Source organism: Streptomyces sp. NPDC002926 (assembly GCF_053591755.1).
In genome coordinates this window covers 50961-76331 of the sequence record NZ_JBSFUK010000003.1, presented here as the reverse complement: position 1 = coordinate 76331, position 25371 = coordinate 50961, and the positions used below count along the sequence as shown (strand labels likewise).

Annotated in this window: 24 protein-coding genes; 9 read left to right on the top strand and 15 right to left on the bottom strand. The window is 70.9% G+C overall.

The genetic code is table 11. The annotated features are described in order from the left end of the window. Positions 1-124 precede the first annotated feature (124 nt). The gene (gene xylA / locus ACWDZ6_RS06710) at positions 125-1294 is read left to right on the top strand and encodes a xylose isomerase (protein ID WP_451501980.1); all 1170 of its coding nucleotides are present in this window, start codon (positions 125-127) and stop codon (positions 1292-1294) included. A gap of 58 nt (positions 1295-1352) precedes the next feature. On the opposite strand, the gene ACWDZ6_RS06705 is transcribed toward xylA, so the two are convergent. The 5 genes from ACWDZ6_RS06705 to ACWDZ6_RS06685 are packed head-to-tail and all read right to left on the bottom strand — an operon-like array spanning position 1353 to position 6499. Further along, entirely contained in the window at positions 1353-2621 is a 1269-nt protein-coding gene (locus tag ACWDZ6_RS06705) for an ROK family protein (RefSeq protein ID WP_451501979.1), read from the bottom strand. 30 nt (positions 2622-2651) lie between these two features. Next, positions 2652-4100 (bottom strand): FAD-dependent oxidoreductase, encoded by a 1449-nt coding sequence (locus ACWDZ6_RS06700; protein WP_451501978.1) that lies wholly within the window; start codon positions 4098-4100, stop codon positions 2652-2654. Next, positions 4097-5284, bottom strand: coding sequence for an MAB_1171c family putative transporter (locus ACWDZ6_RS06695; protein WP_451501977.1), 1188 nt, complete (start codon positions 5282-5284; stop codon positions 4097-4099). The genes ACWDZ6_RS06700 and ACWDZ6_RS06695 overlap by 4 nt, the downstream gene beginning before the upstream one ends. Positions 5285-5287: 3 nt before the next feature. Further along, positions 5288-5821: a toxin-antitoxin system, toxin component gene (locus tag ACWDZ6_RS06690; RefSeq protein ID WP_326655487.1), complete on the bottom strand. Its 534-nt coding sequence runs from the start codon at positions 5819-5821 to the stop codon at positions 5288-5290. 45 nt (positions 5822-5866) lie between these two features. After that, positions 5867-6499, bottom strand: a complete 633-nt coding sequence (locus ACWDZ6_RS06685; RefSeq protein ID WP_366733055.1) for a helix-turn-helix domain-containing protein — start codon at positions 6497-6499, stop codon at positions 5867-5869. A 237-nt stretch (positions 6500-6736) separates the two neighbouring features. Here ACWDZ6_RS06685 and ACWDZ6_RS06680 point away from each other — a divergent pair, with 237 nt between their 5' ends. From ACWDZ6_RS06680 to ACWDZ6_RS06670, 3 genes are all read left to right on the top strand, one after another. Then, complete coding sequence (locus ACWDZ6_RS06680; RefSeq protein ID WP_451501976.1) at positions 6737-7816, top strand: MmyB family transcriptional regulator; 1080 nt, start codon at positions 6737-6739, stop codon at positions 7814-7816. A gap of 70 nt (positions 7817-7886) precedes the next feature. Next, positions 7887-9344 (top strand): M20/M25/M40 family metallo-hydrolase, encoded by a 1458-nt coding sequence (locus ACWDZ6_RS06675; protein ID WP_451501975.1) that lies wholly within the window; start codon positions 7887-7889, stop codon positions 9342-9344. Positions 9345-9526: 182 nt separating this feature from the next. Then, positions 9527-9739: a hypothetical protein gene (locus ACWDZ6_RS06670; RefSeq protein WP_451501974.1), complete on the top strand. Its 213-nt coding sequence runs from the start codon at positions 9527-9529 to the stop codon at positions 9737-9739. A gap of 19 nt (positions 9740-9758) precedes the next feature. Here the strand turns inward: ACWDZ6_RS06670 and ACWDZ6_RS06665 are convergent, their stop codons facing one another. The 4 genes from ACWDZ6_RS06665 to ACWDZ6_RS06650 form a co-directional block, all read right to left on the bottom strand. After that, complete coding sequence (locus ACWDZ6_RS06665) at positions 9759-10220, bottom strand: MarR family winged helix-turn-helix transcriptional regulator (RefSeq protein WP_451501973.1); 462 nt, start codon at positions 10218-10220, stop codon at positions 9759-9761. A gap of 267 nt (positions 10221-10487) precedes the next feature. Continuing rightward, the gene (locus ACWDZ6_RS06660) at positions 10488-10781 is read right to left on the bottom strand and encodes a hypothetical protein (RefSeq protein ID WP_366733051.1); all 294 of its coding nucleotides are present in this window, start codon (positions 10779-10781) and stop codon (positions 10488-10490) included. Positions 10782-10845: 64 nt separating this feature from the next. Next, positions 10846-11265, bottom strand: coding sequence for a hypothetical protein (locus ACWDZ6_RS06655; RefSeq protein WP_451501972.1), 420 nt, complete (start codon positions 11263-11265; stop codon positions 10846-10848). Then, positions 11262-11750, bottom strand: coding sequence for an ATP-binding protein (locus ACWDZ6_RS06650; protein WP_451501971.1), 489 nt, complete (start codon positions 11748-11750; stop codon positions 11262-11264). Before ACWDZ6_RS06650 ends, ACWDZ6_RS06655 begins: the two co-directional genes overlap by 4 nt. Positions 11751-11873: 123 nt before the next feature. On the opposite strand from ACWDZ6_RS06650, the gene ACWDZ6_RS06645 reads away from it, so the two are divergent. Next, the gene (locus ACWDZ6_RS06645; protein ID WP_366733048.1) at positions 11874-12734 is read left to right on the top strand and encodes a helix-turn-helix domain-containing protein; all 861 of its coding nucleotides are present in this window, start codon (positions 11874-11876) and stop codon (positions 12732-12734) included. Further along, on the top strand, positions 12735-12971 hold the full coding sequence (locus ACWDZ6_RS06640) for a DUF397 domain-containing protein (protein WP_451501970.1): 237 nt from the start codon (positions 12735-12737) through the stop codon (positions 12969-12971). A gap of 290 nt (positions 12972-13261) precedes the next feature. Here ACWDZ6_RS06640 and ACWDZ6_RS06635 read toward each other — a convergent pair whose 3' ends face one another. Both ACWDZ6_RS06635 and ACWDZ6_RS06630 read right to left on the bottom strand, forming a co-directional pair. Then, entirely contained in the window at positions 13262-15184 is a 1923-nt protein-coding gene (locus ACWDZ6_RS06635) for a M64 family metallopeptidase (protein ID WP_451501969.1), read from the bottom strand. Positions 15185-15426: 242 nt separating this feature from the next. Then, positions 15427-16836, bottom strand: a complete 1410-nt coding sequence (locus ACWDZ6_RS06630) for a glycosyltransferase 87 family protein (RefSeq protein ID WP_451501968.1) — start codon at positions 16834-16836, stop codon at positions 15427-15429. Positions 16837-16949: 113 nt separating this feature from the next. Here ACWDZ6_RS06630 and ACWDZ6_RS06625 point away from each other — a divergent pair, with 113 nt between their 5' ends. Together ACWDZ6_RS06625 and ACWDZ6_RS06620 are read left to right on the top strand one after the other, a co-directional pair. Next, complete coding sequence (locus ACWDZ6_RS06625; RefSeq protein ID WP_451501967.1) at positions 16950-18128, top strand: molybdopterin-dependent oxidoreductase; 1179 nt, start codon at positions 16950-16952, stop codon at positions 18126-18128. Further along, a complete protein-coding gene (locus ACWDZ6_RS06620; protein WP_451501966.1) occupies positions 18128-18535 on the top strand; it encodes a hypothetical protein in 408 nt (135 codons plus the stop codon). The genes ACWDZ6_RS06625 and ACWDZ6_RS06620 overlap by 1 nt, the downstream gene beginning before the upstream one ends. 160 nt (positions 18536-18695) lie before the next feature. Here the strand turns inward: ACWDZ6_RS06620 and ACWDZ6_RS06615 are convergent, their stop codons facing one another. The 4 genes from ACWDZ6_RS06615 to ACWDZ6_RS06600 are packed head-to-tail and all read right to left on the bottom strand — an operon-like array spanning position 18696 to position 21722. Continuing rightward, entirely contained in the window at positions 18696-19349 is a 654-nt protein-coding gene (locus ACWDZ6_RS06615) for a methyltransferase domain-containing protein (RefSeq protein WP_451501965.1), read from the bottom strand. After that, positions 19346-19984 carry a TIGR04282 family arsenosugar biosynthesis glycosyltransferase gene (locus tag ACWDZ6_RS06610; protein ID WP_451501964.1) on the bottom strand — a complete coding sequence of 213 codons (639 nt, stop codon included), beginning with the start codon at positions 19982-19984 and terminating at the stop codon, positions 19346-19348. The genes ACWDZ6_RS06615 and ACWDZ6_RS06610 overlap by 4 nt, the downstream gene beginning before the upstream one ends. Beyond that, positions 19981-20670 carry a glycosyltransferase family 2 protein gene (locus ACWDZ6_RS06605; RefSeq protein WP_451501963.1) on the bottom strand — a complete coding sequence of 230 codons (690 nt, stop codon included), beginning with the start codon at positions 20668-20670 and terminating at the stop codon, positions 19981-19983. The genes ACWDZ6_RS06610 and ACWDZ6_RS06605 overlap by 4 nt, the downstream gene beginning before the upstream one ends. Further along, positions 20667-21722 carry an NAD-dependent epimerase/dehydratase family protein gene (locus tag ACWDZ6_RS06600; protein ID WP_451501962.1) on the bottom strand — a complete coding sequence of 352 codons (1056 nt, stop codon included), beginning with the start codon at positions 21720-21722 and terminating at the stop codon, positions 20667-20669. The genes ACWDZ6_RS06605 and ACWDZ6_RS06600 overlap by 4 nt, the downstream gene beginning before the upstream one ends. Before the next feature lie 354 nt (positions 21723-22076). Here ACWDZ6_RS06600 and ACWDZ6_RS06595 point away from each other — a divergent pair, with 354 nt between their 5' ends. Continuing rightward, entirely contained in the window at positions 22077-25367 is a 3291-nt protein-coding gene (locus tag ACWDZ6_RS06595) for an NACHT domain-containing protein (RefSeq protein WP_451501961.1), read from the top strand. The last annotated feature ends 4 nt before the right edge of the window (positions 25368-25371 follow it).

The following is a 25371-nucleotide window of genomic DNA, read 5'->3' as shown; positions in this document are numbered from 1 at the left end:
TTACGTCACCCGGTCCTGCGCGACCAGATCGGGAACAGGTACTGATGGGCTTCTGTGATCACATGGCGAGATGCATTATTAGTACGGTAAGCAAACAAACCCCGGATGGAAGGTGGTCACGGTGATGTCGGAACGCTTCACACCGACCCCCGACGACAGGTTCAGCTTCGGCCTCTGGACGGTTGGCTGGCAGGGCAGGGACCCCTTCGGGGAGGCGACCCGGCCGCCACTGGACCCCATCGAGTCCGTGCAGTACCTCGCCTCGCTCGGTGCGTACGGCGTCACGTTCCACGACGACGACCTGATCCCCTTCGGCGTCACCGAGGCGGAGCGTGAATCGCACATCAAGCGCTTCCGGCAGGCACTGGACGCGACCGGTCTGGTGGTGCCGATGGCCACCACCAATCTCTTCACCCACCCTGTCTTCAAGGACGGCGCCTTCACCGCCAACGACCGGGACGTGCGCCGGTACGCGCTGCGCAAGACCATCCGCAACATCGACCTCGCCGCCGAGCTCGGAGCCCGTACCTACGTCGCCTGGGGCGGCCGCGAGGGCGCGGAGTCGGGCGCGGCGAAGGACGTACGCACCGCTCTGGACCGGATGAAGGAAGCCTTCGACCTGCTGGGGGAGTACGTCACCGAGCAGGGATACGACCTGCGGTTCGCCATCGAGCCCAAGCCCAATGAGCCGCGCGGGGACATCCTGCTGCCCACCGTCGGCCACGCGCTGGCCTTCATCGAGCGCCTGGAGCGGCCCGAGCTGTACGGGGTGAACCCGGAGGTCGGCCACGAGCAGATGGCCGGGCTGAACTTCACGCACTCCATCGCCCAGGCGATGTGGGCAGGCAAGCTCTTCCACATCGACCTCAACGGGCAGAGCGGCATCAAGTACGACCAGGACCTGCGCTTCGGAGCCGGCGACCTGCGCTCCGCGTTCTGGCTGGTCGACCTGTTGGAGACGGGTGGCTACGAAGGGCCGCGGCACTTCGACTTCAAGCCGCCGCGTACCGAGGACTTCGACGGGGTGTGGGCATCGGCGGCCGGCTGTATGCGCAACTATCTGATCCTCAAGGAGCGGGCCGCCGCCTTCCGTGCGAATCCGCGCGTACAGGAGGCGCTGCTGGCCGCGCGTCTGGACCAGCTCGCGCTGCCCACCGCCGCGGACCGGCTGTCCGGTCTGCTGGCCGACCGTGCCTCGTTCGAGGAGTTCGACCTGGACGCCGCGGCCGAGCGGGGGATGGCCTTCGAGCGTCTCGACCAGCTCGCCATGGACCATCTGCTGGGCGTTCGCTGAGGGCCCGGGGCCCTGCCCAGGACCCCCCACGCCCTGCGGGCGTGGGGGACCCCAGCCCTCAATCGCCGGACGGGTTTGAAATGCCGTACGCCACCGGGTCGGCCAGCACGTCCTGCACCACGAGAGCCGCCGCGCCGCGCGCCGCGTCAGCGGCCGGGGACGATGCGCGCAGCCGCCCGCTGTCCTCGGGCCACAGCCCCGACACCACCCGGCCGGCCAGTTCGCCGCCGGCCGGCGGCGACAGCCAGGGCATCAGCGGCCGGTAGATCCCGCCGAGCACCACCGCGTCCGGGTCGAAGAGGTTCACCGCGCCGGAGAGCACCCGGCCCAGCATCAGCCCGGCCTGTGCGAGCGCCGTCACCGCACGCTCGTCGCCCGCGCCGGCCCGCCGCTCCAGTTCGGCCACGCCCGCCGCGCCGGTGGACTCGTCGATGCCCGCGGCCCGCAGCAGCGCCGACTGACCCGCGTACTGCTCCAGACAGCCCCACGAGCCGCAACGGCACTCGGGGCCGTCCGCCGACACCACGACATGGCCGATCTCCCCGGCGAATCCGTGTGCCCCGCGCAGCAGTTCGCCGTCCAGGACCAGGGCGCCGCCGACGCCGATCTCGCCCGTCAGATACAGAAAGCTGCGCACCTCACCCAGGCCGCCGAACCACAGCTCGGCCAGTGCCGCCAGATTGGCCTCGTTCTCCGAATGCACCGGCAGCGCGGGCAGGCCGGGCCGCAGTGCCGCGAGTGCCTCGGCGAAGGCGGTCTCGGCCGCGACCTGGGCCCAGCCCAGATTGGGTGCCTGCCGGACCGTACCCGCCGAGATGAGCCCCGGCAGCGCCAGCTCCGCGCCGACCGGCCGCAGCTCCTGCTCGGCCGCCGACGTCAGCGCCCGGGCGGCGATCCGGGCCGCCCGGGCGAGCACCTGGGCGGGCGGCGCGCCGCGGTTGTCGAGGTGTTCGACGAGACGCACCCGGTCGGTGCCCGCCAGATCCACCACGCACACCGCCACATAGTCGACATTGATCTCGACCCCGATGCCCGCGACGCCGGTTCGGGCCACTTTCAGTACAGTGCCGGGCCGGCCCGCCTGACCGCTGAACGTCTTCCCGGACTCGGACAGGAACCCGCTCTCCAGGAGTTGCTCGACCAGCGAGGAGACGGCCGCACGGGTCAGCCCGACCCGGGCCGAGACACCGGCCCGGGTCACCTCGCCCTCGTCGCGGACAGCCCGGAGCACCAGGCTGAGATTGTGCCGTCGCACCGTCTCCCGGTCGGCCTTGGGCTCCAGCGGTGTGTAGCTGCCCGCGGAGCCGCCCGTGTGATTGCCGTTCATATCGCGGCCGAGCCTAGGCGATATCCGGTCTCACGCGTCCGCCGGATCGGTCTCCGGCTCGCTCCGGGGCTCCTCGGCCCTGTGCAGCTCCTCGTCGGTCAGCGGCGGCCCCGGCAGGCGCGGCAGCCCGGGTCCGCGCAGCGCGGCCAGTACGACCCGGGGCCTGACCAGGGACGTGAGCGGTGCCGAGAGCGTCATCACATCCGTCAGAGCGGTGGTGACGAGGAAGTTTCCGGTCGAGGTCAGCATCAGACGGTCGACGTAGCGGCCGAGCAGCCGGTCCACCGTGCCCGGCTGCTTGCCGGTCGCTCCCGGGTAGAAGATGTCCTGTCCCGTGGCCAGGTCCCAGGCCGTGCCCGCGGACTTGGATACGGCCCGCTGTGCCCGCCGGGCCAGCCCGGCCGAGGTGAGCCCGTGCTTCCGGATCTGGTCCCGCAGGGCCCGTACGCCCTGTGCCGCCACGGACATCCCGTGGCCGTAGACGGGATTGAAGGTGGCCACCGAGTCGCCCACCGCGACAAAACCGTCGGGCCAGCCGGCGACTTTCTCGAAGTACCGGCGACGATTCGCCGTGTTACCGAACGTGACCACGTCGCTGAGCGGCTCGGCACGCGAGATGAGCTCACCGACGATGGGGTGCCGCACTCCGCGCGCGAAGGCCTCGAAGGCGTCGGCCGCCTTGGTGGGCTGCCCGCCCCGGGTGCCGGACAGGGTCACCAGCCAGCGCCCGTCCTCGACCGGCAGGACGATGGCGGCCTGTCCGGGCCGCTGCTCCCGCGCGTTGGACTGGACATTGACGATGGGGAACTCCGCCGACGTGCCCCGTGGAGCACGGAAGAGGCGGCTGGCATACACCAGGCCGGCGTCCACCTGGTCCTCGCGTGCCGCGCCGACGCCCAGCGCCCGGAGGAGCTCCGGCGCGCGAGTGCCGCGGCCGCTGCAGTCGACGACCAGATCGGCGGCCAGGACGCGCTCGCCGCCCTCGGATGTGCGTACCCGCACCCCCGTCACTCGGGCGGAACTTCCTTCGAGCGCGAGCAGTTTGGTGTGCTCGAGCACGGTGATGCGAGGCTGGGTCAGGACCTGCTCGCGTACCACCCAGTCGAGCAGATCGCGGCTGCAGGCGATCAGGTAGTGCGTCTCGGTCCAGCGGCGGTACCAGCCCTGCGGAGACAGTCCGACCATGCCCGTCGGCAGCGGGATGCGGCGGGCCCCGGCCGCCAGCCAGCGCGCGGTGACACCCGGCAGCAGGGACTCGATCGCCTCGACTCCTCCGCACCACAGAATGTGGGCATGACCTGCCTGAGGCAGGTGCTTACGGGGTTCGGGGCCGGCCGGCAGGGAGTCGCGTTCCACGACGGTGATCTCGTCGGCGAACTCGGCCAGGGCGGCGGCCGCCAGCATCCCGGCCAGTCCTCCGCCGACGACGACGGCGCGACGGGGTGCCGGGCCGGCGTCGGGTCTGTGTGGTTCGCTCATGGGTGGCTGCTCTCTGACCTGGCCGCACAACGGCGGGCTGCTGCAACGACAGGCGAGTGACGCAACGCCCGGGACATGCCGACGAGATCGCGCTGGGTCTGCTCGGTTGTGGCGGAGCGGGTGCCCGCCGCGGTGATGATCATCCCCTGTGGGTCGGCGTCCCGCGCGATCACCGCGGCGGCCAGCATCGCCGCCTCGGCGACGGCCTCCGCCTGGTGCGCGTCGGTCCCCGAAGCGAGCGCCGCGGCATGGGACTCCGCCCGCAGGCCGTGGTCGAAGTACGGGTCCAGAGCGAGGATGCCGTCGTGGATGAACGCTTCCCGCTGGGTCAGCCGAAGGTCGAGGGACGACCAGCGGGAGATCGGGACCGCCATGGCCCCCTGAGGAGCGGCGGAGCGCAGTTCGTGCCAGAGGGCGCCCAGCTTCCAGTACGTGGACCAGCTCCGCCAGGACTCGGAGAGGCGCTGTCCGGCCACCGGGAGAATGAACCCGGCGGCGATGATGAGGGCGGAGGCCGACGCCAGCGGCGGTGCCACGCGGGTGCTCAGGGCGTCCCAGTTGTACCCGGCCCACCGCGCGGACACGGCGGAGTACTTGGCGGCGTCGAAGCCGAGGTTGAGGAAGTAGCCGATCATGATGAGCACCAGACCGGTCCGCAGCCAGCCGTGGACCCGCATCGACCAGCGCCAGCACAGGACGGTCATCACGACCGCCGCCACCGTGTGCGCCACAAGATAGAGGACGATCATCTCGCGTATGTACGGAGTGTTCGCGTAGTACGTGTCCAGGTCCCGCAGCCGTTCGACGGGAGCGTCACCGAGGGCGAAGAGGAGAATCATCGCCACGATGACGGTGCCGTACGCGGTGATGCAGCGGCGGGACGCACTCCGGGTGACTTCGGGCGGGCCCCCGCGCCAGTTGATGATGAGCACGAGGCAGGAAGCGCTGAAGGCCGTGAGGATGCAGTAGACGAGCGGCGCGGAGAAGTTGGGTACACCGGTGATGCGGTTCACCGCCGCGATGGTGGGCGGCGCCGCGAAGAAGAACACCGAGACGGCCACGAGCAGCAGTGCGCTGACGGACCGCAGCAGCGGATCACGCCAGGTGCGGCTGATTCCGGGCAGCCGGAACGCGAACGCGACGGCGAGCGCGGCCCCGGGTATGTAGAAGTCCAGACCCTCCACGCATCAGCCCTGCGGCTTTCGGTATCCCAGTGACGCTTCGATCCGGCCTTCGATCGCGTCCCGGCCGAGAACGGGACCGCGTGTGTGCGAACCCGTCAGCCAGGAACGGCATTTGGTGCTCAGCAGCAGTCCGAAGCTCTCGGCCTCGTTCTCCTCGGCCGCGTCGAAGCTCGTACGGGCGGCGACCTTGAGCACGGTGTCCTGCAGATCGGCGCCGTCCGTCAGCAGCCGTGCCGCGACGGCCGCGCCCTCGACGTGGTGGCTGCTGTGGCCGGCCTGCATATGCCACAGCTCATGGCCCAGAATGACGAGTTGGTGGTCGGGTGCGGTGCGTTCCTCGATGACGATCAGGTCCTGGTCCGCCATGTCGAGCCACAGTCCGCTGGCGGTTCCCGGCGGGAACGAGGCCACGCGGAACTGGACCGGCCGGCCCCGGCGGCTGCCCATCTTCCCGCACAGCGCCGCATAGAGGTCTGCCGGTTCCGCAGGGACGGGCAGGTCGATTCCGGCGATGAGCTCGCCGCACAACCGCCGCATCTCTTTGCCTATGCTCACCGTTCTCCCGTCGGCGCAGGGTGCATTTCAGGACTCCGTCGGCTTGACGCTCTCCAGGAGCATGTCGAGCCATTCGGTGACCTTGTCCCGGTGTTTGTCGGTGGGGAGCTGGGCCGCCCGCCAGGCGATGCCCCTTACCCCGTGGTCCTGCAGCAGACGCTCGAGCGGATCGCCGTCACCGGCGAAGTCCTGCAGCAAGGTCTGCTCGGTGCGCTGCAGCGCACCGTCGAGTGCGTCGGCGTCCTCGGCGGTCAGGAAACCGGCGTGGACCTTGAAGAACCGCTGGATCGCGTCGCAGTGTTCCATGGTCGGTCTGCGGTCGCCGTTGATGAGGGCCCCCGCCTGCTGCCGTGACATGCCCGCGCCGTCGGCGATCTCCTGCTGGGTGTAGCGGCGGCCATTGGGCTTCAGCCGTGTCCTGCGCAACAGGTCGAAGCGCTGCAGAAAGCGTGCCTGGAGGTCGGGTTCGCCGGCCCGCTGCCCGGCGAGCATGGCGCCGACCACCTCGGCGGGGACGCCCGATGCCTCGGAGAGCTTATGAACGTCGAATACCTCGCTGTGGCTCAGCCCGAGCTTGTCCGCAAGCTCGGCGACACGGGCAACGGATGCCGCCAGCGGGACTGTGGCCGTCGAACCCGGAACCGAGAAGCCGTCTGTCACCAGTAGGTCTCCTAGATCACGCGAGGTAGCCCCGCACACATTGGGCTGCCGGGAGATTATCTGTTTCGGGACAGCGTAGCCAGGTCTTGCCACAGCTGTGGCGCGAATTGAGCGGTCAACGGCAGGCAATGCCACGATAGTTGACATGGTCGTTGCTGCGGTAGCAGGATCGCCACGCGGTGATGATGATCCAAATGGCCCTGCCGCAGCGGGACTTCGAGAAGGGTGGCGTTCTCGATGACACATGAGGCAGGCGTGGAACGTCCTGGTGTCCAGGGGCGCCGAGGGTGTGCCGGAACGGCGCGAGGCGCGGTGCGGGCGAGGAGGGTCACCGATGTCCTCAGACGGCGCCGGGAGGAACTCGGCCTGAGCGTGGAGGACGTGGCCGCGCGGCTCGAGATCAGCACGGGCGCGTACGGCAGCTGGGAGCGGACACCCGCCAAGGAGTGGACCGACGAGACGCTCTGTGCCCTGGTCAAGGCTCTCGAGATGAGCGATCAGCAGGGCGGGTGGCTCTTCCGCCTCGCGGTCGACCGTGATCCGCCGCCGCCCTGGACCACGCCTGCCGGGGCGTCCGTTCCGGTGCCGCCGCTGGGGCCCGCGCGTCCGTCGGGTCCCGCGTTTCCGGCCGGGCCCGTGCGTCCGTACATCCCGGTGCCCCCGTCGTTGCCCGCGAGCCCGTCCGATCCCGCGGATCCGGCCGATCCCACGGAGGGTTCCGACCCCGAGACACGTGCCTATCTGCGTGACTACGCGACGATGATGGACAGCGTGCCGCTGCCTTCCGTGCTCTTCGACCGGCGCTGGGAGGTGGCGCACGCCAACCCGGCCTTCGACGCGCTCTTCCGCGGCGTCGGGCCGCACCCCACGGCCATGCCCGACCAGAACTTCCTCCGGTTCGTGCTCTTCCACCCGGATGCGGGCACGGTGCTCGCCGACCGGGAGACAAGCTGGTGCCTGCCCCTGCTGGCGCGGCTGGAGTCGGCCCTGGAGGCCGACGCCGAGGACCGCGTCCTTCAGGCCATTCGTCGCGACATCGCCGAGGACCCGATCATGGACGCCGCCTACCGGTGCGGACTTCCGCACTGGATGCGCGCCGCGGGCGCGGCCGCTGTACACCATGACGGGGTCTTACGGCCGCTCCATCACCCCGATCCCCGCTGGGGACGCACCGAGTGCCGGATCGTCGACGAGACCCCCGCGAGCCTTCAGGACCGGGGATTCACCCGGATGACGCTGGTACTGCGTGAAACCCGCGTCGCCGAACCGGTGCTGCGGAGGGGCAAGTCGCATCTGAGGGCCGTCTCCAGCGGCTGAACCGGGACCCGGAGGCCGATGCCGCCGGCGCAGCCTTGTCAGGGGTTGGCGCGTCCATGACGATGAACTCATGTCGCAGCAGAGCTCAGGAAACGCAGGCGGCCCCACCAAACCCCGTGGCACCGGCCGGAGAACGGTTCTGTCGGCCGCAGCCGGAACCGCCGCGCTCGGCGCGGCGCTGACCGGCGCCGGCGTACCCCCCGCGGCCGCCGCGGCGCGCACCCCGGGCCGGGACGCTCCCGCCACCGCACAGCCGCCCACCCGTGAACTGCGCGCGCTCCTGCGGGAGATCGACCGCGACCGAATCGAAGCGACGGTGCGCAGGCTCGCCTCCTTCGGCACCCGGCACACTCTCTCCAGCCAGGACGACCCGAAGCGCGGGATCGGCGCGGCCCGCGACTGGATCCTGGCCGAGCTGACGCGGTACGCCGCGGGCAGCGGCGGCCGGATGACGGTCGAGTTGCAGTCCTACATCCAGCAGTCGGTGCCGCGTATCCCCGTGGCGACCCGGATCACCAACATCGTCGCGACCCTGCGCGGCTCCGCCGCCCCCGAGCGTGTCTATGTCGTCTCCGGGCACTACGACTCACGCGCCACCGACGTCATGGACGCCACCAGCGACGCGCCCGGCGCCGACGACGACGCCTCCGGGGTGGCCGTCGCCATGGAGCTCGCCCGGGTCATGGCCACCCGCCGTCCCGCCGCGACCATCGTCTTCGCGGCCGTCGCCGGCGAGGAGCAGGGCCTGTTCGGCGCCGCCCACATGGCGCAGACCTTCAAGACGGCCGGCGTGGACCTCCAGGGCATGTTCACCGACGACATCGTGGGCAGCCCCACGGCCGACGACGGGACCCGGGATCCGTACACCATCCGGCTGTTCGCCGAGGGAGTCCCCACCTCCGAGACCCCCGAAGAGGCCGCGACCCGCCGTTCGGTGGGCGGCGAGAACGACTCCCCGTCCCGCCAGCTCGCCCGCTTCGTACGCGATGTGGCCGACAACGACGCCACCGGTATGCACGTCCGCGTCGTCTACCGCCGCGACCGCTATCTGCGCGGCGGCGACCACATCCCCTACCTCGAACGCGGCTTCCCCGCGGCCCGGTTCACCGAGCCCGCCGAGGATTTCGCGCACCAGCACCAGGATGTGAAGGTGGTCGACGGCAAGCAGTACGGCGATCTGCCGGAGTTCTGCGACTTCGGCTACGTCGCGCGCGTGGCCAAGGTCAACGGCGCCGCCCTGTGGACCCTCGCCCAGGCGCCCGGCACCCCCAAGGGAGCGAAGATCCTCACCGGCGCGCTGACCAATGCGACGGAGCTGGTGTGGCAGCGCGGCAGCGAAGCCGATCTCGCCGGCTACGAGGTGGTGTGGCGCGAAACCACCGCGCCCGAATGGACCCATGTCATCCGGGCCGGTGATACGACCAGTCACACGGTCGATCTCTCGAAGGACAATGTCTTCTTCGGCGTCCGCGCCGTGAACCGGGCCGGGTTGCGCAGCCCGGTGGCATTCCCCGCTCCCCAGCGCTGATCCGGCGACCGGCCGGCTACCGCGAAGGAGGCCCGCCGCCGACGGGAGCGACTGCCGCGGGTTGTGGCCGGAGCTGCGCGGCTGGCCCGAACGAAGGTCCGCCGCCCGCGCCTGGAGCGAGAGTCGACCGGCGGGGCGCATGGTCGTACGGCACTTGCACTTCCGCGCTGAGGAGAGTGGCCATGCCGTCCCTGAGAAGTTTTGCCCTCGTCGATGTGCTGCGTCCGGTGGGCCGGGCGCTGATCGCCTACGGGATGTACTGGGTGTGGATCCCGGACGTCAGCCATGAGGAGATCATGCCGCGGGACAGTTTCCCCCGCGAGGACAGCCAGGAGTATCTCAGTCTGTTCGGCCCGGTGGGCGCTTCGGGTCCGGGACCCGGTGACGGTCGCTGACGACGAGAGGCCGGCGACGTCACGACCTGATCCGGTCGAGGTGCCGCTCCTGCAGCTCCCGGCTGCTGCGCATGAAGTCCAGCAGTAGTTCCAGCTGTTCGGCGGTGTAGCGCGCGACATGCCGGAAGCCGTCATGGGTGAGGGGGCCGAAGATCTCCTCCACAGCCCGTACGGCTCTGGGCGCCGGCCGCACCACCGACTTGCGCCGGTCCCCGAGATCGGGGGAGCGGGTCACATAGCCGAGCCGGTCCAGGCGGTCCAGCAGGGCCGTGACACTGCCCGTGGTGAGCCCGAGCGCCGCACCCAGTTCGCCGGGTGCGGCGCTTTCGCGCTGTATGAGGATGTCCAGGCAGTGCAGATCCGTGCGGTTGATTCCCAGTCGCTCGGCGGCCGCGTCGTCGAAGGAGTCGGCTGCCGTCCGGAGCGCGCGGATTTCGCCGCCGAGCTCCTGTTTGAGGTTCCTTTTCTTATCGCTTGACATCCAAGTAACTCGACCTTCAAGGCAGATTTTACGGATAGCCTGGCTATCAAGGTAGTCGAGCCTCAAGGGAAGTTCGGCACCGTGGTCGAAGAGTCGGAGCTGGAGTACGCCCGCGCCCGTCGGGGGAAGCGGTGTGCTGCCGCACGTGCTTGCCCTCGGAGCGGCCGGTCCAGGCGATCAGGAGCTTGCCCTCACCCGGCGAGAAGTCAGGCCGGGGGCCTGGCCCTCTCCCGCTTTCCCGCGCCTGGCTCATGTCCTCACCGGCCGTCAGCGCATCGACGCGACGGCCCACTCCGAGGCGACTGCCACTGCGACTCCGACCCCCAGCACCGCCGTGGCCACACGCGTACGCCCCTGTCGGCTCAGTACGAGCGCGCTGCCGGACAGGATCAGCGCGATGCCGTAGAAGCCCATGGTCAGCACCGAGTGCGTGCTGCCGAGCCGCAGCACCAGGGTGGCGCCCACGGCGATCATGATGACCGCGGAGAGGGCTATCCGTATGCCGCGCGCCTGACGTGGTGTGAGCCCCTGCCGCTCCGGGCTCGAATTGGCTTCTGACATGCCCGAAGACTAGCCGTCGAGTCCCTGTGTGGGCCGCACCGGGCCGACTTGTGATCCGCTCGGGTCACACACGGCGTGCGCTGCCGACCTCGGCCGTCCACAGCGGTGCGGTGCCGGTCAGCTGGCAGGCCATCAGATAGAGCGGGATCGGCGGAGTGTAGGGGCTGGTGCCGTCGGGCCGGCGGATCAGCCGCGGGTTCGTCGCCGGTACATATGCGCCGCGGGCGTAGTGCGAGGGCAGCGGCCAGGTCAGTTCGAGGTCCGAGCCGGCGGGCACGATCCACCACCACCAGTCACTGTCCGCGAATACGCAGCCGTCCCGAGGCAGACGGCCAAGGAGCCGGAATCCGTACCGGGCGGGCACGCCCACGGCGTCGCAGCCCAGCGTGGCCGGCAGCGCGGGCGGTGGAACGAGCCTGGTCATCCGGCGCTCGCCGGCACGGCGGCCGCCCCGCAGGAGGAGGGTGGCCAGATGTTTCATCATGGACTCTCCGACCAGTACGGCACTTGTGATCCGTACGGCAGTTCGTCCTGGTGCGGCAGTTCGGCCCATACGATGCGGCCGGGTCCGAGGTGCGACGCGTGCGAGCCCCAAGCGCTGCTCAGGGACTCGACCAGCAGCAGCCCGCGTCCGCGTTCCTCGTCGATGGCACGGCACACATGTGGGTCGGTGGGTGCGGAACCCTGGTCGTGCACGGTGATGCGCAGGCGCTCAATGCCGTTGAGGAGTTCGCAGGCGACCAGATGGCCGTCGGTGTGCACGACCGCGTTGGTGACCAGTTCGGAGACGACCAGCATCGCCGTATCGTGAACATCGCCGCCTATGCCCCAGTGGTGCAGCCGCCGGCGGGCGAGTTTTCTGGCACTGGAGACAAATTCGACGCGGGCCGGAAGTTCGAAGCCGTACCGGTGATGAGGAGTCCCCAAGCACGGGTTCAGGTGCCGGGGGGTGAGCGCGTCACGGTTCACACGGCCACTCTCTCCCCGGAGGGCGCACATTGGCAAGAGCCACTCTGAAAATTGCAGAGTGTGCATATTCATCACTGTGGTGGCGTGGCACACTGCTCGCAACAGCACAGGGGAGGTCTGGGAGTGAGCGAACCGCGGTCCGCACCAACCGTGGGTCAGGTCGTTCTTGGTAAGCGCTTGCAGGATCTGCGGGAGCGAGCCGGTCTCAGGCGTGAAGAGGCCGCCAAAGTGCTGCGTGTCGCCGCGGGGACCATCCGCAGGATGGAGACGGCCGAGGTCGCGCTGAAAATCCCTTATGTTCAGCTTCTGTTGAACGCGTACGGGATCACGGACGACGAGGCGCGCGGCTTTATCGAGCTGGCAGAAGAGGCCAACAAGCCGGGCTGGTGGCAGCGCTTCCATGACGTACTGCCGGGCTGGTTCAGCATGTACGTCAGCCTGGAGGGGGCGGCCGCCCTCATCCGGGCGTACGAACCGCAGTTCGTGCCCGGTCTGCTGCAGACGGAGGACTACGCTCGGGCGATCATGCTCGCCGGAGCCGTCGGCCAGACGGATCCGGCGGACATCGAGCGCCATGTGGCGCTGCGGATGGAACGTCAGTCCCTGCTCACCAAACCCGGTGCGCCCAGACTCTGGGTGATCATGGATGAGACGGTGTTCCGCAGGCCCGTCGGCGGTCCCGGTGTCATGAGAGCGCAGATCGACCGGTTGCTCGAAGGCGCCGAACTGCCCCATGTGACTCTGCAGATAGCGGAGTTCGCGACCGGACACCACCCCGGCACCTATGGGCCGTTCGTCCTCTTCCGGTTCGCCGTCCCCGAACTCCCGGACATGGTCTACAGCGAGTATCTGACCGGCGCCGTCTATCTGGACGCGCGCCCCGAGGTCGCATCGCATCTTGAGGTCCTGGACCGCATGGCTGCGCAGGCCGCGACTGCACAACGTACGAAGGAGATCCTCAGGGATCTCCGCGAGGAGCTGTGAATGGATCGCATATACAACGGCATGCCCGCAGCGGAGTTGGGTGCCGAGGGCTGGCACAAGCCGTGGAGCGGCGGCAACGGCGGAAACTGCTTCGAGACCATGAAGCTCGCCGACGGCAGGGTCGCGGTGCGTCAGTCCGCCGACCCCGACGGCCCCGCGCTGATCTACACCTCCGGCGAGATGGCCGCGTTCATTCAGGGGGCCAAGTCCGGGAAGGCGGACTTTCTTCTCACCTGATTCCTGAGCCGCACCTCACCACCCGCGACATGTGGAGCGAGAGATGACCGGTCACGATCACACCGCAGTCCGGATCGACACCGCCGAGCCGCATCCGGCGCGGGAGTACGCCCGGCGGGTCTCTCCGGCCGCCCATGGGCGGCCGGAGCCGGGCGTGCGGCGGATCCGCGAGCGACGATCCGGTCGTGGGACGTGCGGGCGATCCCGTCCCAGTATCTGAGGCCGGTCCGGTCCCGGGACGTACGGTGTATCCGGCCCCGGGACCTGCGGGCGTCCCCCGCGTGGCCTGGTCAGCCCGTCGCTGCCTCCTTCGCGCTTCCCGGCCGGAGCAGTGTCGTGAGGAACGACTTCGGCGCCGAGAGGTTCCCGGCCGAGTCGACCGTCCGGTACTCGATCGTGTGCGTTCCGTAGTCGGGAGTGGCCTCGTCCCACGGCACCGCACGCGTCTTTCCGAGTTTTCCGTAGACCAGGCCGTCGATGGCGGTGCCGCTCGGGGTGAAGAGGAAGGGCGCGTCGGCGTCGGTCGGCCAGCCGTAATACGTCTGCCAGCCGTCACCGTCGACCCTGAACTGCGTCACCGCAGAGCCGCCCCGGGCGTCGCCGGCCGTCAGCTTCATGGTGAAGGGTCCGTCGTAGACGTACTCCACCGGCTTGCCGGGCCGCTCCACCGTACGCAGGGGCTTGGAGAGCGCGTACGCCGCCGTCGCCGGGACCGCGTCCACCGTCCAGCTCAGCGTGGACCGCGTACCGGCGATACGTGCCGTGAGCCGGTGCGTGCCGTGATGCAGTCGCAGCGCGCCCAGGTCGAGATCGCGGTCGTTGCCCGGGTTGGCCAGCGGCCGGCCGTCGAGCGTCCAGCCGACGGCCGGGGTCCGGTCGACGGGGTGTGTCGTGTCGGCGTACACGACCGATGCCGACCCCGCCGGAGCCGTGGTGTCCGTGTGGCCGGTGAAGGCGGCCCTCACAGGCTCGCGCGGGGTGGTGACGGCAGTGTCCAGGGTCCAGGCGACAGTGCGGGTCAGCGCGGCGGACGCGCGGATCGCCGGGTCGCGCACGAACGGCGTGGGATCGGTGACCGTGGCCGTCAGCGTGTGCGTGCCGCGGGCCGGCCGGAGCCGCCGTAGATCCAGCGTGCGGGCGTTGCCGGTGGAGCGCACCGGACTGCCGTCGAGCCGCCATACGACATCCAGCTCGCCGCCGACCGGATGCAGCGTGTCCACCCACACCGTCCGGTCGTCGCCGATCGCGGCGGTGTTCGGTGTGTGTCCCTGTACAAGGTCCACCTTGGCGGAGATCTTCTGCGCCATCACCTCGCGCTCGACCTGGTCGAAGGGGTAGCCGAGGGTCTTCATGATCGAGTGCTTGCTGGGCCGCCAGACGCCCTTGGTGCTGTACATCCCGCCGTCGAACCGTCCGATGACCCCGCCGGACTCACTCCTCTCGCCGAGCCAGCGCCACCACTTGGCGCGCTGCTGCTTCATCTGCTCCTCCGTGAGCAGGGTGTGGTGGACGGACGAGGGCTCGCCGCCGCTGTACACGCCGCCGGGGACCCCGCGGGCGTAGTAGTCGTACTCGTCCTGGAGCTTGCCCAGCGAGTGGCCGATCTCGTGCGGGGTGATCAGCGAGGAGAGCGCGTTGCCGCCGGAGGCCGTGGCATAGGTACCGCCGGCGCCGCCGTAGGTGTCGCTGTTGGCGAGGGCCACGATCTGCCGGTTCGCGTTCGCGGAGCCGGGGACGAGGTCGGCGAGTGCCGTCGCCGACCCGCTGTCGACGGTGAGCAGACGCTGCACACTGCCGGCGTCGCAGCCGCCCCAGAACCCCATGTCCAGGGCCGTTTCGCGGCGCGGTGAGTCCAGCCCCGGATCGCAGTCCACACCGGACTCGGCGGAGGGCACCTCCACCGCCCACACATTGACGTAGGAGCGGTACGAGGCGAACGGCTCGGTGGACCAGAGCACATTGAGATGCTTCTCGACATCGGCGCGGAAGGCCGGCATCTCGTCGGCTGTGTAACCGTCGCCCAGAACAATGATGTTGAAGCGCTTGTCGGCGGGTCCTGTGGTCTGCACGGGGACGACGGTGGCCCGGGCGGTCACTGGTTCCTCGGCCGCGCCGGACGGGGCTGCCGTGCCCAGAAGGCAGGCGGCGACAAGGGTTCCCACGGTGGCGAGCAGGGTGGCCGCTCTTCGGGGGCGTATACCGGGTGAGGTCATGGGGCCGGAGCGTAAGGCTCTGCCCAACGGGCCGTAAAGACAGCCGAGTTGGCCATGTGGCGTGGTGGCGGCGCAATGCCGTTCGTCGCAGATCGGGGCCGCTGCAGTCCGGGGAAGCCCGCCGTGCACTCGCCGTCCTCGGCCGCTTCGTGTCCCCGACGCCGCCTCACCGACCGGCCCTCGGGGCATCAGATCGGCGGCAGCTACCCGCAGAACGGACCCCCAGGTCGCGCTGCTCGAGGTCAGGACCGGATCGACTGGGCGGCAGCACCCGTGCCGACCTGCTGGTCGAAACGACGACGCGGCGCACGACGACGCAGTACGCAGCCGGCGAGCACCACGCAGGCTGCGACCGCGTACACCGCGGTGCCCAGGCCGTCCGGTTTGTCGCCCATGTACACACCGACGTACTTCGCCGCTCCGCCGACGGCGACCGCGAGCCACTCCCACCGGCCGTCGAGGGCGACCAGCGCCACCAGTAGCAGTGCGTACCAGGAGTAGCCCGGGGTCAGCAGCAGAAAGGCCGTGCCGGTGACCAAAAGCGCGCCGCTCCACGGGCGTTCGGGATCACCGCGCCGCAGCACCCGGACGACGACCACCAGCATCACGACCACCACCGCGGCAGGAGCCCAGTCGTCCGGCAGCACAAGACGCAGCAGGGCATAGCGGTTGCGGGCGGAGGGGTCGTCGTACCCCTCCTCCTCCATATAGCCGCCCAGAAAACCGAAGACCGAGCCGTCGGAGACAAGGACGTACGGCAGATAGCTCAGCGCCACCACCGCGGCGGCCGGCAGCAGCACCGCCGCCGCGTCCCGCACCCGCCGAACGCCGGACAGCGCGCCCGGCAGCACCACGGCCGGCAGCAACTTGGTCACGATCGCCGCGCCGAGCAGCGCCCCGCCGAGGGCCCGCCGCCGGACCACGACACCCAGTGCCACCACCGTCAGGAGCGCGCCGAGCACATCGGCATGCGCGTTGTTCACCGCCTCGATCGGCACGATCGGGCACCAGGCCCAGTAGGCGGCATTCCGCGGATCGCCGCGCCGCCGCAGGGCCAGCAGCAGCGCGGCGGTGGTGCCCAGCGCCAGCAGAGCGCCGCCCGTCTGCAGCCCCTTGTGCCGTACGCCCTCCGGCGACAGCGCGTGGACGAGCAGGAAGTACCCCTCCGCCACCGGCGGGTAGATGGTGTGCACCTGCGGCCGATTGAGCCGGGTGCAGTGGATCTCACCCGTGGGACCGGGGATCCGCACCCGCTCCGGCAGCTCGCACGCCGCCCCGGTCGGGAAGAGCCAGTCGTCGCGGAGTCCGGCGAGCGCGGGATCGGCGGGTGCGTGGTCGTACGGCGAGATGCCGGCCGCCTGCACCCTGCCGTCCCAGGCGTAGCGGTACGAGTCGGTGCTGGTGCGCGGGGGAGCGAGGAGCCCCGTCGCGGCCACCGCGACACCGCCCGCGAGGACGAGGACCAGGGCATGGCGCACCGGAGTCCTGCGTACCGCGAAGACCGCCGCGGCGAACAGCACCCAGCAGGCGGCGTACCACCAGCAGAGACCGGCAGGGTCGGCGATATAGCCGTCCTTGCGGATGGTCAGGGCGAGAACGGCCGTCAGGGCGGCAAGCAGGGTGCCGGCGGTGAGAGTACGCGGGTTGATCACAGGCTCAGCGTCGCAGCCGGAACCGGCCGGGACCGGGCGCCACCCTCTGACGTCCGCATTCCGTAAGGTGTTGGACCCGTCCGCGCGGCCCGTCGCGGAGGTCTTATGGGGGCATGAGGCTCCGACCACCCAGACTGCCCCGACCGCTTCGACTGCCCCGCATCCCCGCACCGGTCCTGCCGTCCTTCTCGGGCAGGCTGCACGACGCCCGCACGGCCACCTCGATCGGCCGCTGGCTGGGCGGGGCGATAGCCCTGTGCTTCGTGACCGGGGTGCTCAGCCACTATCTGCAGCATCCGCCGGACTGGCTCGCGGACGAGCTGCCGAGCCGGCCGTCATGGGGCTACCGGGTGACCCAGGGCCTGCATGTGGCGAGCGGGATCGCGGCGATCCCGCTGCTGTTCGCCAAGCTCTGGACGGTCTATCCGCGACTGTTCGTATGGCCGCCGCTGCGGTCGGTGCGCCATGCGCTGGAGCGGCTGTCCGTGGCGGTGCTCGTCGCGGCCGCCGTCTTCGAGCTGTTCACCGGGCTGCTCAACACCGTGCAGTGGTACCCCTGGCCGTTCTCCTTCGTGCCCGTGCACTTCGCGGTCGGGTGGCTGCTGCTCGGTGCGGTCGTCCTGCATGTGGCGGTCAAGTACCCCGAGATCAGGGAGCATTGGGGCAGACGCTCGCCGGGGACACTCGCACTCCCGGCGGTGGACGGACCGGACCGCCGCTCTCTGCTGACCGGCGTCGCGGCGGCGGTCGGCGCGGTCACGCTGACGACCGCCGGCCAGTCCCTCACCCCGCTGAAACGCTTCGACCTGCTCGCACCTCGACACCCGGACCACGGCCCGCAGGGCCTGCCGGTCAACAGGACGGCGGCCGCGGCCGGCGTGTCGCGACTGTCCGCACGGGACTGGCGGCTCACGGTGCTCGGCAGAAACTCCTACGAACTCACTCTCGACGAACTCGGCGCGCTGCCCCAGTACACCGTGACCCTCCCCATCGCCTGTGTCGAGGGCTGGAGCAAGTCCGCCGACTGGACCGGCGTACGCGTCCGTGACCTGCTGGAACGGGCCGGAGCGCGGCCCGACGCCGCGGTGCGGGTGGTGTCGCTGGAGCGGCGTGGCGCCTACCGCGTCATGGAGATGGGCAGCGGCTACGCCCGTGATCCGCTCACTCTGCTCGCCCTGTGCCTCAACGGCCAGGAGCTCTCGCCCGACCACGGCTACCCCGCGCGCATCATCGCCCCCAACCGACCGGGCGTACTGCAGACGAAATGGGTGGCCAGGATGGAGGTCATCTGATGCGGATCGTGACGGGCGCGCTGGGCCTCGCGCTGATGGCCTTCGGCACGTCGCTTCTGGTGACGGGCGGGCAACTGAAGGACGTGGCCCTGTGGCTGGCGGGCGCGATTGTCCTGCACGACGGGATCGTTGCCCCGCTGGTGCTCGGCATCGGCCTGCTGATGGCGGCCGTCCCGGCCCGCGGCACGGTCCGCGGCGCACTGGTGGTGGCCGGTTGCCTGACAGTGATCGCGCTGCCGGTACTGCTGCGCCCGGGGGCGCCGAAGAACGCCTCCGTGCTGCCGCTGGACTATGTGCGCAACTGGCTGATCGCACTGGCGGCGGTGGCGGTGCTCACGGGCGTACTGCTGGTGGGAATGCGGGTACTGCGCCGGTGGGGGGCCCACCGCAGCGCTCCACGTGGCTGACCCTCCGGTGAACCGGCCGCCGGCCCCCGGGACATGGGCACCGTCCTCGATCGCGCGTCCCCACCACGCCATGGCCGAGCGGCCCGGCCCCGGCCCGGCGGCCGGTCCAACGGACGCGGCCCGGCCGCCGGATGCGGCGGCCGGGTGCGGCGGCCGCGGGCTAGGCGTGGTGCAGTGCGACGAAGGTCCGCCCGGCGACCGTCCAGCCGTCGGCCCCCGACTCGGGCACCGCCCAGTCGGCCTCTCGCGCATACCGGAGCAGCGCGGGAGTGCCGAGACGGGCCCAGGGGAACGCCGAGCCCTGTGCGTTGCCGCCGTCGACGACCCGGACCTGGACGCGTTCGTCCACATCGAGCGGGTTGGTCTCCACGATCAGCACACCGTCGTCGGCGACGAGGCGGGACACGCGGGCCAGCAGGGCGCGAGGGTCGCCGCCTATGCCGATATTGCCGTCGATGAGCAGCGCCGTACCCCAACTCCCCTCGCGGGGAAGCGGATCGAAGACGGAACGGTGCAGCGCGCTGCCGCCGGTGCGTACCGTACGGGCCACCGCCTCCGGGCTCACATCGATGCCCAGCGTCGGCCGCCCCAGCTCGGCGAGCGCCGCGACGAGACGGCCCGGACCGCAGCCGATGTCGAGTACCGCGCCGCGGCAGCGTTCCAGCACGGTCAGGTCCGCGGCGTCCGGCGCGGCGCACCAGCGTTCCACCTCCAGCGGCAGCAACCAGCCGTCGGGGCGGCGCAGAAAGAGCGGGCCGCGGCCGGTGCGCAGCGCGTCGGTGTACGGATCGGCCTGCCAGGCGGGCGCGGTCATCGGGCCCCGGTACCGGTCGGCGCGGCGAGGGCCGCGGCGAACCGGGTGTGCGGGGCCTCGGCGGCGACCAGCAGGGCGTCCTCCGCCGTGTCGACGTCCCGCAGCGGCGGCAGATCCCGCACGGTCAGCCCGGCGCGGGTGAGGCGCTGTCGTTGGACGGCGCCGGTTCCGGCCACGGACATCGGCACCCCGATCAGCAGCGCCGGATCCGGCTCGGCCAGCCCGAGCGCCCAGAACCCGCCGTCGTGGGCGGGACCGAAGGACGCGCCTTCGCTGCCCAACTCCAGGCCGAGGCTGAGGAGTTCGACGCTGACCTGAGGAGTGTCCATCCCGATGAGCAGGGCCGGCCCTTCGCCCAGCCCGAAGGCGTGCGCCAGTCGTACGTCCAGCCCGCCCGCGCACTGCGGCACGACCTCGATACCGGCCGGCAACCAGTCACCGGGAGCGCCTTCGAGGACCAGGACCCTGCGGCGTGCGGGCGTGGCCAGCACGACGTCCAGGGTGTCGGCGAGCGCGGCCTCGGCGAGTCGGGCGGCCTCTTCGGGGGAGAACGGGGGAGTGAGCCGCGTCTTCACCCGCCCGGGCACGGGGGCCTTGGCGATGACGAGCAGCGTGCCCGCGGAGCGGGAGCTCATCGCGCACCACCCCGGGCCCCGCTCGCCGCCGGCTCCGCGAGCACCGCACGCATGTCCCGTACCGCCTGCCATGTGCCCCGCCACGTCCCGGTCACCTTCGACCTCCCCGATCTCGGCAGATACGGGACATCCACCTCCGTGACCCGCCAGCCCGCGTCCGCCGCGCGGACCACCATCTGGAGCGGGTAGCCGCTCCGCCGGTCCGTCAGGGCCAGCGCGAGCAGGTCCTTGCGGCGTGCGGCGCGCAGGGGGCCCAGATCGCGCAGTCGCAGCCCGGTGCGCCGGCGCAGCATCCGCGACAGCGCCAGATTCCCGGCCCGCGCATGCGGCGGCCACGCCCCACGGGTCTGGGGCCGCCGCCGGCCCAGTACCAAGTCGCTCTTGCCGTCGGCCACTTGGCGTACAAACCCGGTCAGCAGTCCCGGATCCAGCGAGGCGTCGCAGTCGCAGAAGCAGACGTAGTCCGCCTCCGCCGCCAGCAGCCCCGTATGGCACGCGGCCCCGAAGCCGCGTCGCCCCTCGTACACGACCTTCGCGCCCAGCCCGCGGGCGATCCGGTCCGAGCCGTCCGTCGAGCCGTTGTCCACCACGATCGCCCGCCATCCGTCCGGGATCCGCTCCAGCACCCACGGCAGTGCCTCGGCCTCGTCCAGACACGGAAGCACGACATCCACGCCGCCCGTCATGACATCGCACCCCGCAGCCCGCTCGCGGCGAACTCCGCCATCCCCTCCGCGAAGCCGACCCGAGCCTTCCAGCCCAGCTCGGCCGTCAGCCGCCGCGAGTCCGCGGTGATGTGCCGTACGTCGCCCAGCCGGAACTCCCCAGTGACCAGGGGCGCGGGACCACCGTGTGCCGCGGCCAGCGCCTCCGCCATCTCGCCGACCGTGTGGGGTGTCCCGCTGCCCGTGTTGTACGCGGTCAGCACTCCCGGCGCACGGCCGTGTACCGCCTCCAGCGCGATCGCGTTCGCGGCCGCGACGTCCCGTACATGGACGAAGTCCCGCCGCTGACGCCCGTCCTCGAAGACCCGCGGCGCCTCACCCCGCTCCAGCGAGGACCGGAAGAAGGAGGCCACGCCGGCATAGGGCGTATCGCGCGGCATGCCCGGCCCGTACACGTTGTGGTAGCGCAGCGCCACGGCCCGCCCGTCCGTGACCCGCGCCCACGCCGCGGCCAGATGCTCCTGCGCCAGCTTTGTCGTCGCGTACACATTGCGCGGGTCCGTCGGAGCGTCCTCGCCGACCGGACCGGACGTCAGCTCCGCGCCACAGCCGGGGCAGCGGGGCTCGAAGCGCCCGGCCGCCAGATCGCCGCCCGCACGCGGTCCCGGCCGCACCTGCCCGTGGCGCGGGCAGTCGTAACGGCCCTCGCCGTAGACCACCATGGAGCCGGCCAGCACGAGTTCTCGGACACCGGCCTCGGCCATGGCCGTCAGCAGGACGGCCGTGCCCAGGTCATTGCAGGCCACGTACTCCGGTGCGTCCGTAAAGTCCATGCCGAGGCCGACCATGGCCGCCTGGTGGCAGACCGCGTCCACGCCGCGCAGCGCGCGCGCCGTCACCGCCCGGTCGCGGACGTCCCCGTGGATCCATTCGGCGTCCGGCACCGGCGGCGGCTCCGGATGGGCCGCCGGGAGCAGGGCGTCGAGCACGACCGGTTCATGGCCGCGAGCGGCGAGAGCCGCGACGACCTGCGAGCCGATGAAGCCCGCGCCTCCTGTGACTAGTACACGCATAACTGCGACGCTACGGGCCGGAACCCCACTGACCAGCGTCGCGCGCCGTGCCGTCACAGGTCCGTAAGGAGTTCGGCCTACGCCGCGGCCCGGCGCCGGTCGGACGGCCGGGGCCCGGATGCCCGGCCGTACGGCTGTCGCCGGCCGGGGCGTCCGGGGTCGCGAACCGGTGTGCCCGGCCGGCGGCGACAGTCATGGTGACCCAGACACACAGGTCCACACCGGCCCAGCCCTGTCGGGTGACCGCTTCCGCCGCCGGGGCGGCGAGCCGCGTGGTAGACCGGACGCGGACAGGGCGGAAGAGGGCCGGGGGGATCGGTGCGGGGACGACAACTGCTCAGCTACAGCGATGCGGTGGCGATTCTGACGGGGGGCAGCGCGGGTCTGGCGGCGGCCGACCGGGCGCTCGGCGGAGCCCTGTCGCTGGCGACGGGCGGAGTCAGCGACACGGTGCTGAGCGTGTTCGACGCGCAGGGGCGGATCCTGCGGCTCGGGCGCGATCTGACGTCGGGGCTGCGGGCGGGCTTAGGGTCTGCGGATCGGGCTTCGCGTACGGAGCGGCTGTCGGCGGCGCATGCGGTGCTCGTCGTCACCGCCTACTTCGAGGCACTGGCCGAGGCGGAACTACCCTTCCGTCTGGAGGAGTTGGAGCTCACGCGCCGTGAGCAGATCGGCATCGCGGGAGGTGGGGATCCCGGGCAGGAATTCGTGCGGGCGCTGGTCGGCACCGGGGCACCGCAGCCCGCGCCGCACGTGCCCTACGAGCATGTCGTGGAGGAGCTGCGGGGCTGGTACCTCTCGGTCACCGCTCGACTGCTCGAGTTCATCTTCGGGCTCGCCGTCTACGAGCGACTGGACGACACACAGCAGCAGGCAGTCGAGGACACGCTCGGCGTGACGGTGTGGCGGCGTGCCGTGGAGCGTTATCAGGAGCTCTACACTCAACTGGCCACTGAGGTATCGGAGTTCGGATTGTGGTCCGGCCAGCTCGAGCACCAGGCAACACGCGTCTCCATCCGGCAGGCACTGACTGGCATCGAGACCGTCCTCGCCGGACTGAGTGCCCTCCGCCCTCTCGGCCACGCCGCCGCTGCCCTCGCCACCGGCTACCAGGCAGCTCTGGTGCGGCCGATCCTCTCCGAGGGCCAGGCCCCCACCGGCATGTGCCTGCCCACTCTCGGCGAGGGTTACGTCGACCCCGACTTCCGCGTCCGTGCGGTACTCGACAATGCTCTCGGCCCGGCCGAGGAGGGCTGGTGGGAGCACGAGATCGTACGGTCCGACCTCACCGAGTATCTGGCGGGCGTCCTCACCTCGGTCGCCTCGACCAATGTGCCGCTGGTCGTTCTCGGCCAGCCGGGCGCCGGGAAGTCCGTGCTGACGAAGATCCTCGCGGCCCGGCTCCCCTCGGCGGGCTATCTGCCCGTGCGGATCGTTCTCCGTGAAGTGCCCGCCGATGCCGATATCCAGGACCAGATCGAGCACGCGGTACGGGCCGCGACCGGGGAGCGGGTTTCCTGGCCCGAGCTGGTGCGGGCGGCGGACGGTGCCGTGCCCGTGCTGCTCTTCGACGGTTTCGACGAACTGCTTCAGGCCACCGGCGTCAACCAGTCCGACTTCCTGGTCCGGGTGTCCCGCTTCCAGGAGCGTGAGGCGGATCAGGGGCGGCCGGTGTTCGCGCTGGTCACCAGCCGGACCGCCGTCGCCGACCGCGCACGCTACCCGGAGGGCTCGGTGGCACTGCGGCTCGAGCCGTTCAGGCAGCAGCAGATCGAGCGCTGGCTCGATCTGTGGAACCAGCTCAACGAGCCCTACCTCACCGCGCGCGGCCTGCGGCCACTGCCCGCCGCCGTGGCCGTCCGCCACCAGGTCCTGGCCTCCCAGCCGTTGCTGCTGATGATGCTGGCCCTGTACGACGCGTCCGAAAACGCGTTGCAGCGAGAGGCCGCCGGCGAGGAACCGCTCGGCGAGGCCGAGCTGTACGAGGAACTGCTGGCGTCCTTCGCTGTCCGCGAGGTGGGCAAGTCGGCCACGGCATGCACGGAACGCGAACTGGCCGAGCGCGCCGAGCAGGAGCTGCAGAGGCTGTCCCTCATTTCCTTCGGCATGCTCAACCGGCGCCGCCAGTGGATCACCGCGGCCGAGGCGGAACAGGACCTGGCCGTGCTGCTCGGACGTCCGGAACCGGTACGGGACGGATTCCGGGCACCACTGGACCAGGGAGAGATCGCGCTCGGGCGGTTCTTCTTCGTCCAGCGCGCCCAGGCGTTGCGCGACGAACAGCGACTGGCGACCTACGAGTTCCTGCACGCCACCTTCGGCGAGTACCTCGCCGCCCGGCTCGCCGTACACCTGCTCGGCGGACTGATCGGCCAGCGTCCGGCGCTCTCCGTCGGCCGGACCAGCGTCGACGACGACCTGCTGTACGTACTGCTGTCGTACGCGCCACTCTCCTCCCGTCAGATGCTCCGCTTCGTGGCCTCGCGGATCGGGAAGATCGCCCCGGAGGACCGGAGGCGCCTCGGTGAGCTCCTCATCGCCGTGATGACCGACCACCGCCACCGCACCGAGCACCGGTTCGCGGACTACCGGCCGGCGGTCCGTGCCACGTCGTCGCGGCACGGCATCTACTCCGCGAACCTGCTGCTGGTCACCCTCCTGGTCACCGGCGGCCTCAAGGCGAGCGAGCTGTTTCCCCCCTGGGAGGGCAAGCCCGCCGGGGCCTCGCATCGGCGTGTGATGCTGTGGCGGGCGGCGTTCACGGAACCCGAGTGGACCGACTTCGCGCTGGCCCTCAGCATCCGGCACACCTGGAACGGAGACGGCCAGGAAGTCGACATCCGGCCCGCGCGGGACCTGGTCGACTCTCCGCAGCCGGTGGACGCGTACTGGCTGTACGAACGCCCGCCCGGCAGTGAGGACCGCAGCAGACGGATCAGCTGGGTGCGGCCGTATCCGGATCAGATCCGCCACAAGATGGCGGTCTCGGGCGGCACCAACGACGCCATGGTCCTGCACGCCGTCGACCCGCTCTTCCACTGGCTGGCCCCCGCCGTCACCACCTTCGTCGGGACGGCGGAAGGCGTGGCCACCTCGATCGCCAACGGCCTGACGTCACTGTGGCTGGCGAGCGCGCTGGGCGCGCCGGACGAGGGACTCGCGGTTCTGTACGACCATTGCGCCGAGTTGATCGAACCGCGGAACGGTCTCGACGACCAATCCCGGGATCGCGTGATCAGGCTGGTCTTCCGGCAACTGGTCGCCGACGCCGCGCGGCTCCCGGCGACCGTCGTGTGCAGGGTGCTGAACGCACCGGATTCAAGGCCGCTCGATACGGCGTGCAGAGAACTCAGGGCGCGGGCGGCGATCACGGCGTTGGAGGTGCACGGAGACGACGCCGCACTCCAGATGTGTGCGGGGGAGTCCCTCGATGCCCTCGCTTGGGCCTCCCACGAACGGCTGCTGACTCTGTTCTCCGAGAGCGCGGGCTCCGTGCCGGCGCAGGCGGCGCTCGCCGACGCGGTCTCCCGGCTGCTGGGCCGTGTGCCGGCCGACGACCTGAGCGCGGAAGTCCCGGCGGAACTCGTCGACCGGGCACTCGGATTGCTCGACCGTCACGCCCCGCCACCCCCCGACGCCCCCTGACCCG

Coding starts and splice junctions, on each gene's coding strand:
- ACWDZ6_RS06640 (WP_451501970.1), top strand. CDS start 12,735: ATGGATCGCATATACAACGGCATGCCCGCAGCGGAGTTGGGTGCCGAG.
- ACWDZ6_RS06610 (WP_451501964.1), bottom strand. CDS start 19,984: ATGAGCTCCCGCTCCGCGGGCACGCTGCTCGTCATCGCCAAGGCCCCC.
- ACWDZ6_RS06625 (WP_451501967.1), top strand. CDS start 16,950: ATGAGGCTCCGACCACCCAGACTGCCCCGACCGCTTCGACTGCCCCGC.
- ACWDZ6_RS06660 (WP_366733051.1), bottom strand. CDS start 10,781: ATGTCAGAAGCCAATTCGAGCCCGGAGCGGCAGGGGCTCACACCACGT.
- ACWDZ6_RS06675 (WP_451501975.1), top strand. CDS start 7,887: ATGTCGCAGCAGAGCTCAGGAAACGCAGGCGGCCCCACCAAACCCCGT.
- ACWDZ6_RS06620 (WP_451501966.1), top strand. CDS start 18,128: ATGCGGATCGTGACGGGCGCGCTGGGCCTCGCGCTGATGGCCTTCGGC.
- ACWDZ6_RS06655 (WP_451501972.1), bottom strand. CDS start 11,265: ATGATGAAACATCTGGCCACCCTCCTCCTGCGGGGCGGCCGCCGTGCC.
- ACWDZ6_RS06700 (WP_451501978.1), bottom strand. CDS start 4,100: ATGAGCGAACCACACAGACCCGACGCCGGCCCGGCACCCCGTCGCGCC.
- ACWDZ6_RS06670 (WP_451501974.1), top strand. CDS start 9,527: ATGCCGTCCCTGAGAAGTTTTGCCCTCGTCGATGTGCTGCGTCCGGTG.
- ACWDZ6_RS06680 (WP_451501976.1), top strand. CDS start 6,737: ATGACACATGAGGCAGGCGTGGAACGTCCTGGTGTCCAGGGGCGCCGA.
- ACWDZ6_RS06635 (WP_451501969.1), bottom strand. CDS start 15,184: ATGACCTCACCCGGTATACGCCCCCGAAGAGCGGCCACCCTGCTCGCC.
- ACWDZ6_RS06615 (WP_451501965.1), bottom strand. CDS start 19,349: ATGACCGCGCCCGCCTGGCAGGCCGATCCGTACACCGACGCGCTGCGC.
- ACWDZ6_RS06600 (WP_451501962.1), bottom strand. CDS start 21,722: ATGCGTGTACTAGTCACAGGAGGCGCGGGCTTCATCGGCTCGCAGGTC.
- ACWDZ6_RS06690 (WP_326655487.1), bottom strand. CDS start 5,821: ATGCGGCGGTTGTGCGGCGAGCTCATCGCCGGAATCGACCTGCCCGTC.
- ACWDZ6_RS06665 (WP_451501973.1), bottom strand. CDS start 10,220: ATGTCAAGCGATAAGAAAAGGAACCTCAAACAGGAGCTCGGCGGCGAA.
- ACWDZ6_RS06605 (WP_451501963.1), bottom strand. CDS start 20,670: ATGACGGGCGGCGTGGATGTCGTGCTTCCGTGTCTGGACGAGGCCGAG.
- xylA (WP_451501980.1), top strand. CDS start 125: ATGTCGGAACGCTTCACACCGACCCCCGACGACAGGTTCAGCTTCGGC.
- ACWDZ6_RS06705 (WP_451501979.1), bottom strand. CDS start 2,621: ATGAACGGCAATCACACGGGCGGCTCCGCGGGCAGCTACACACCGCTG.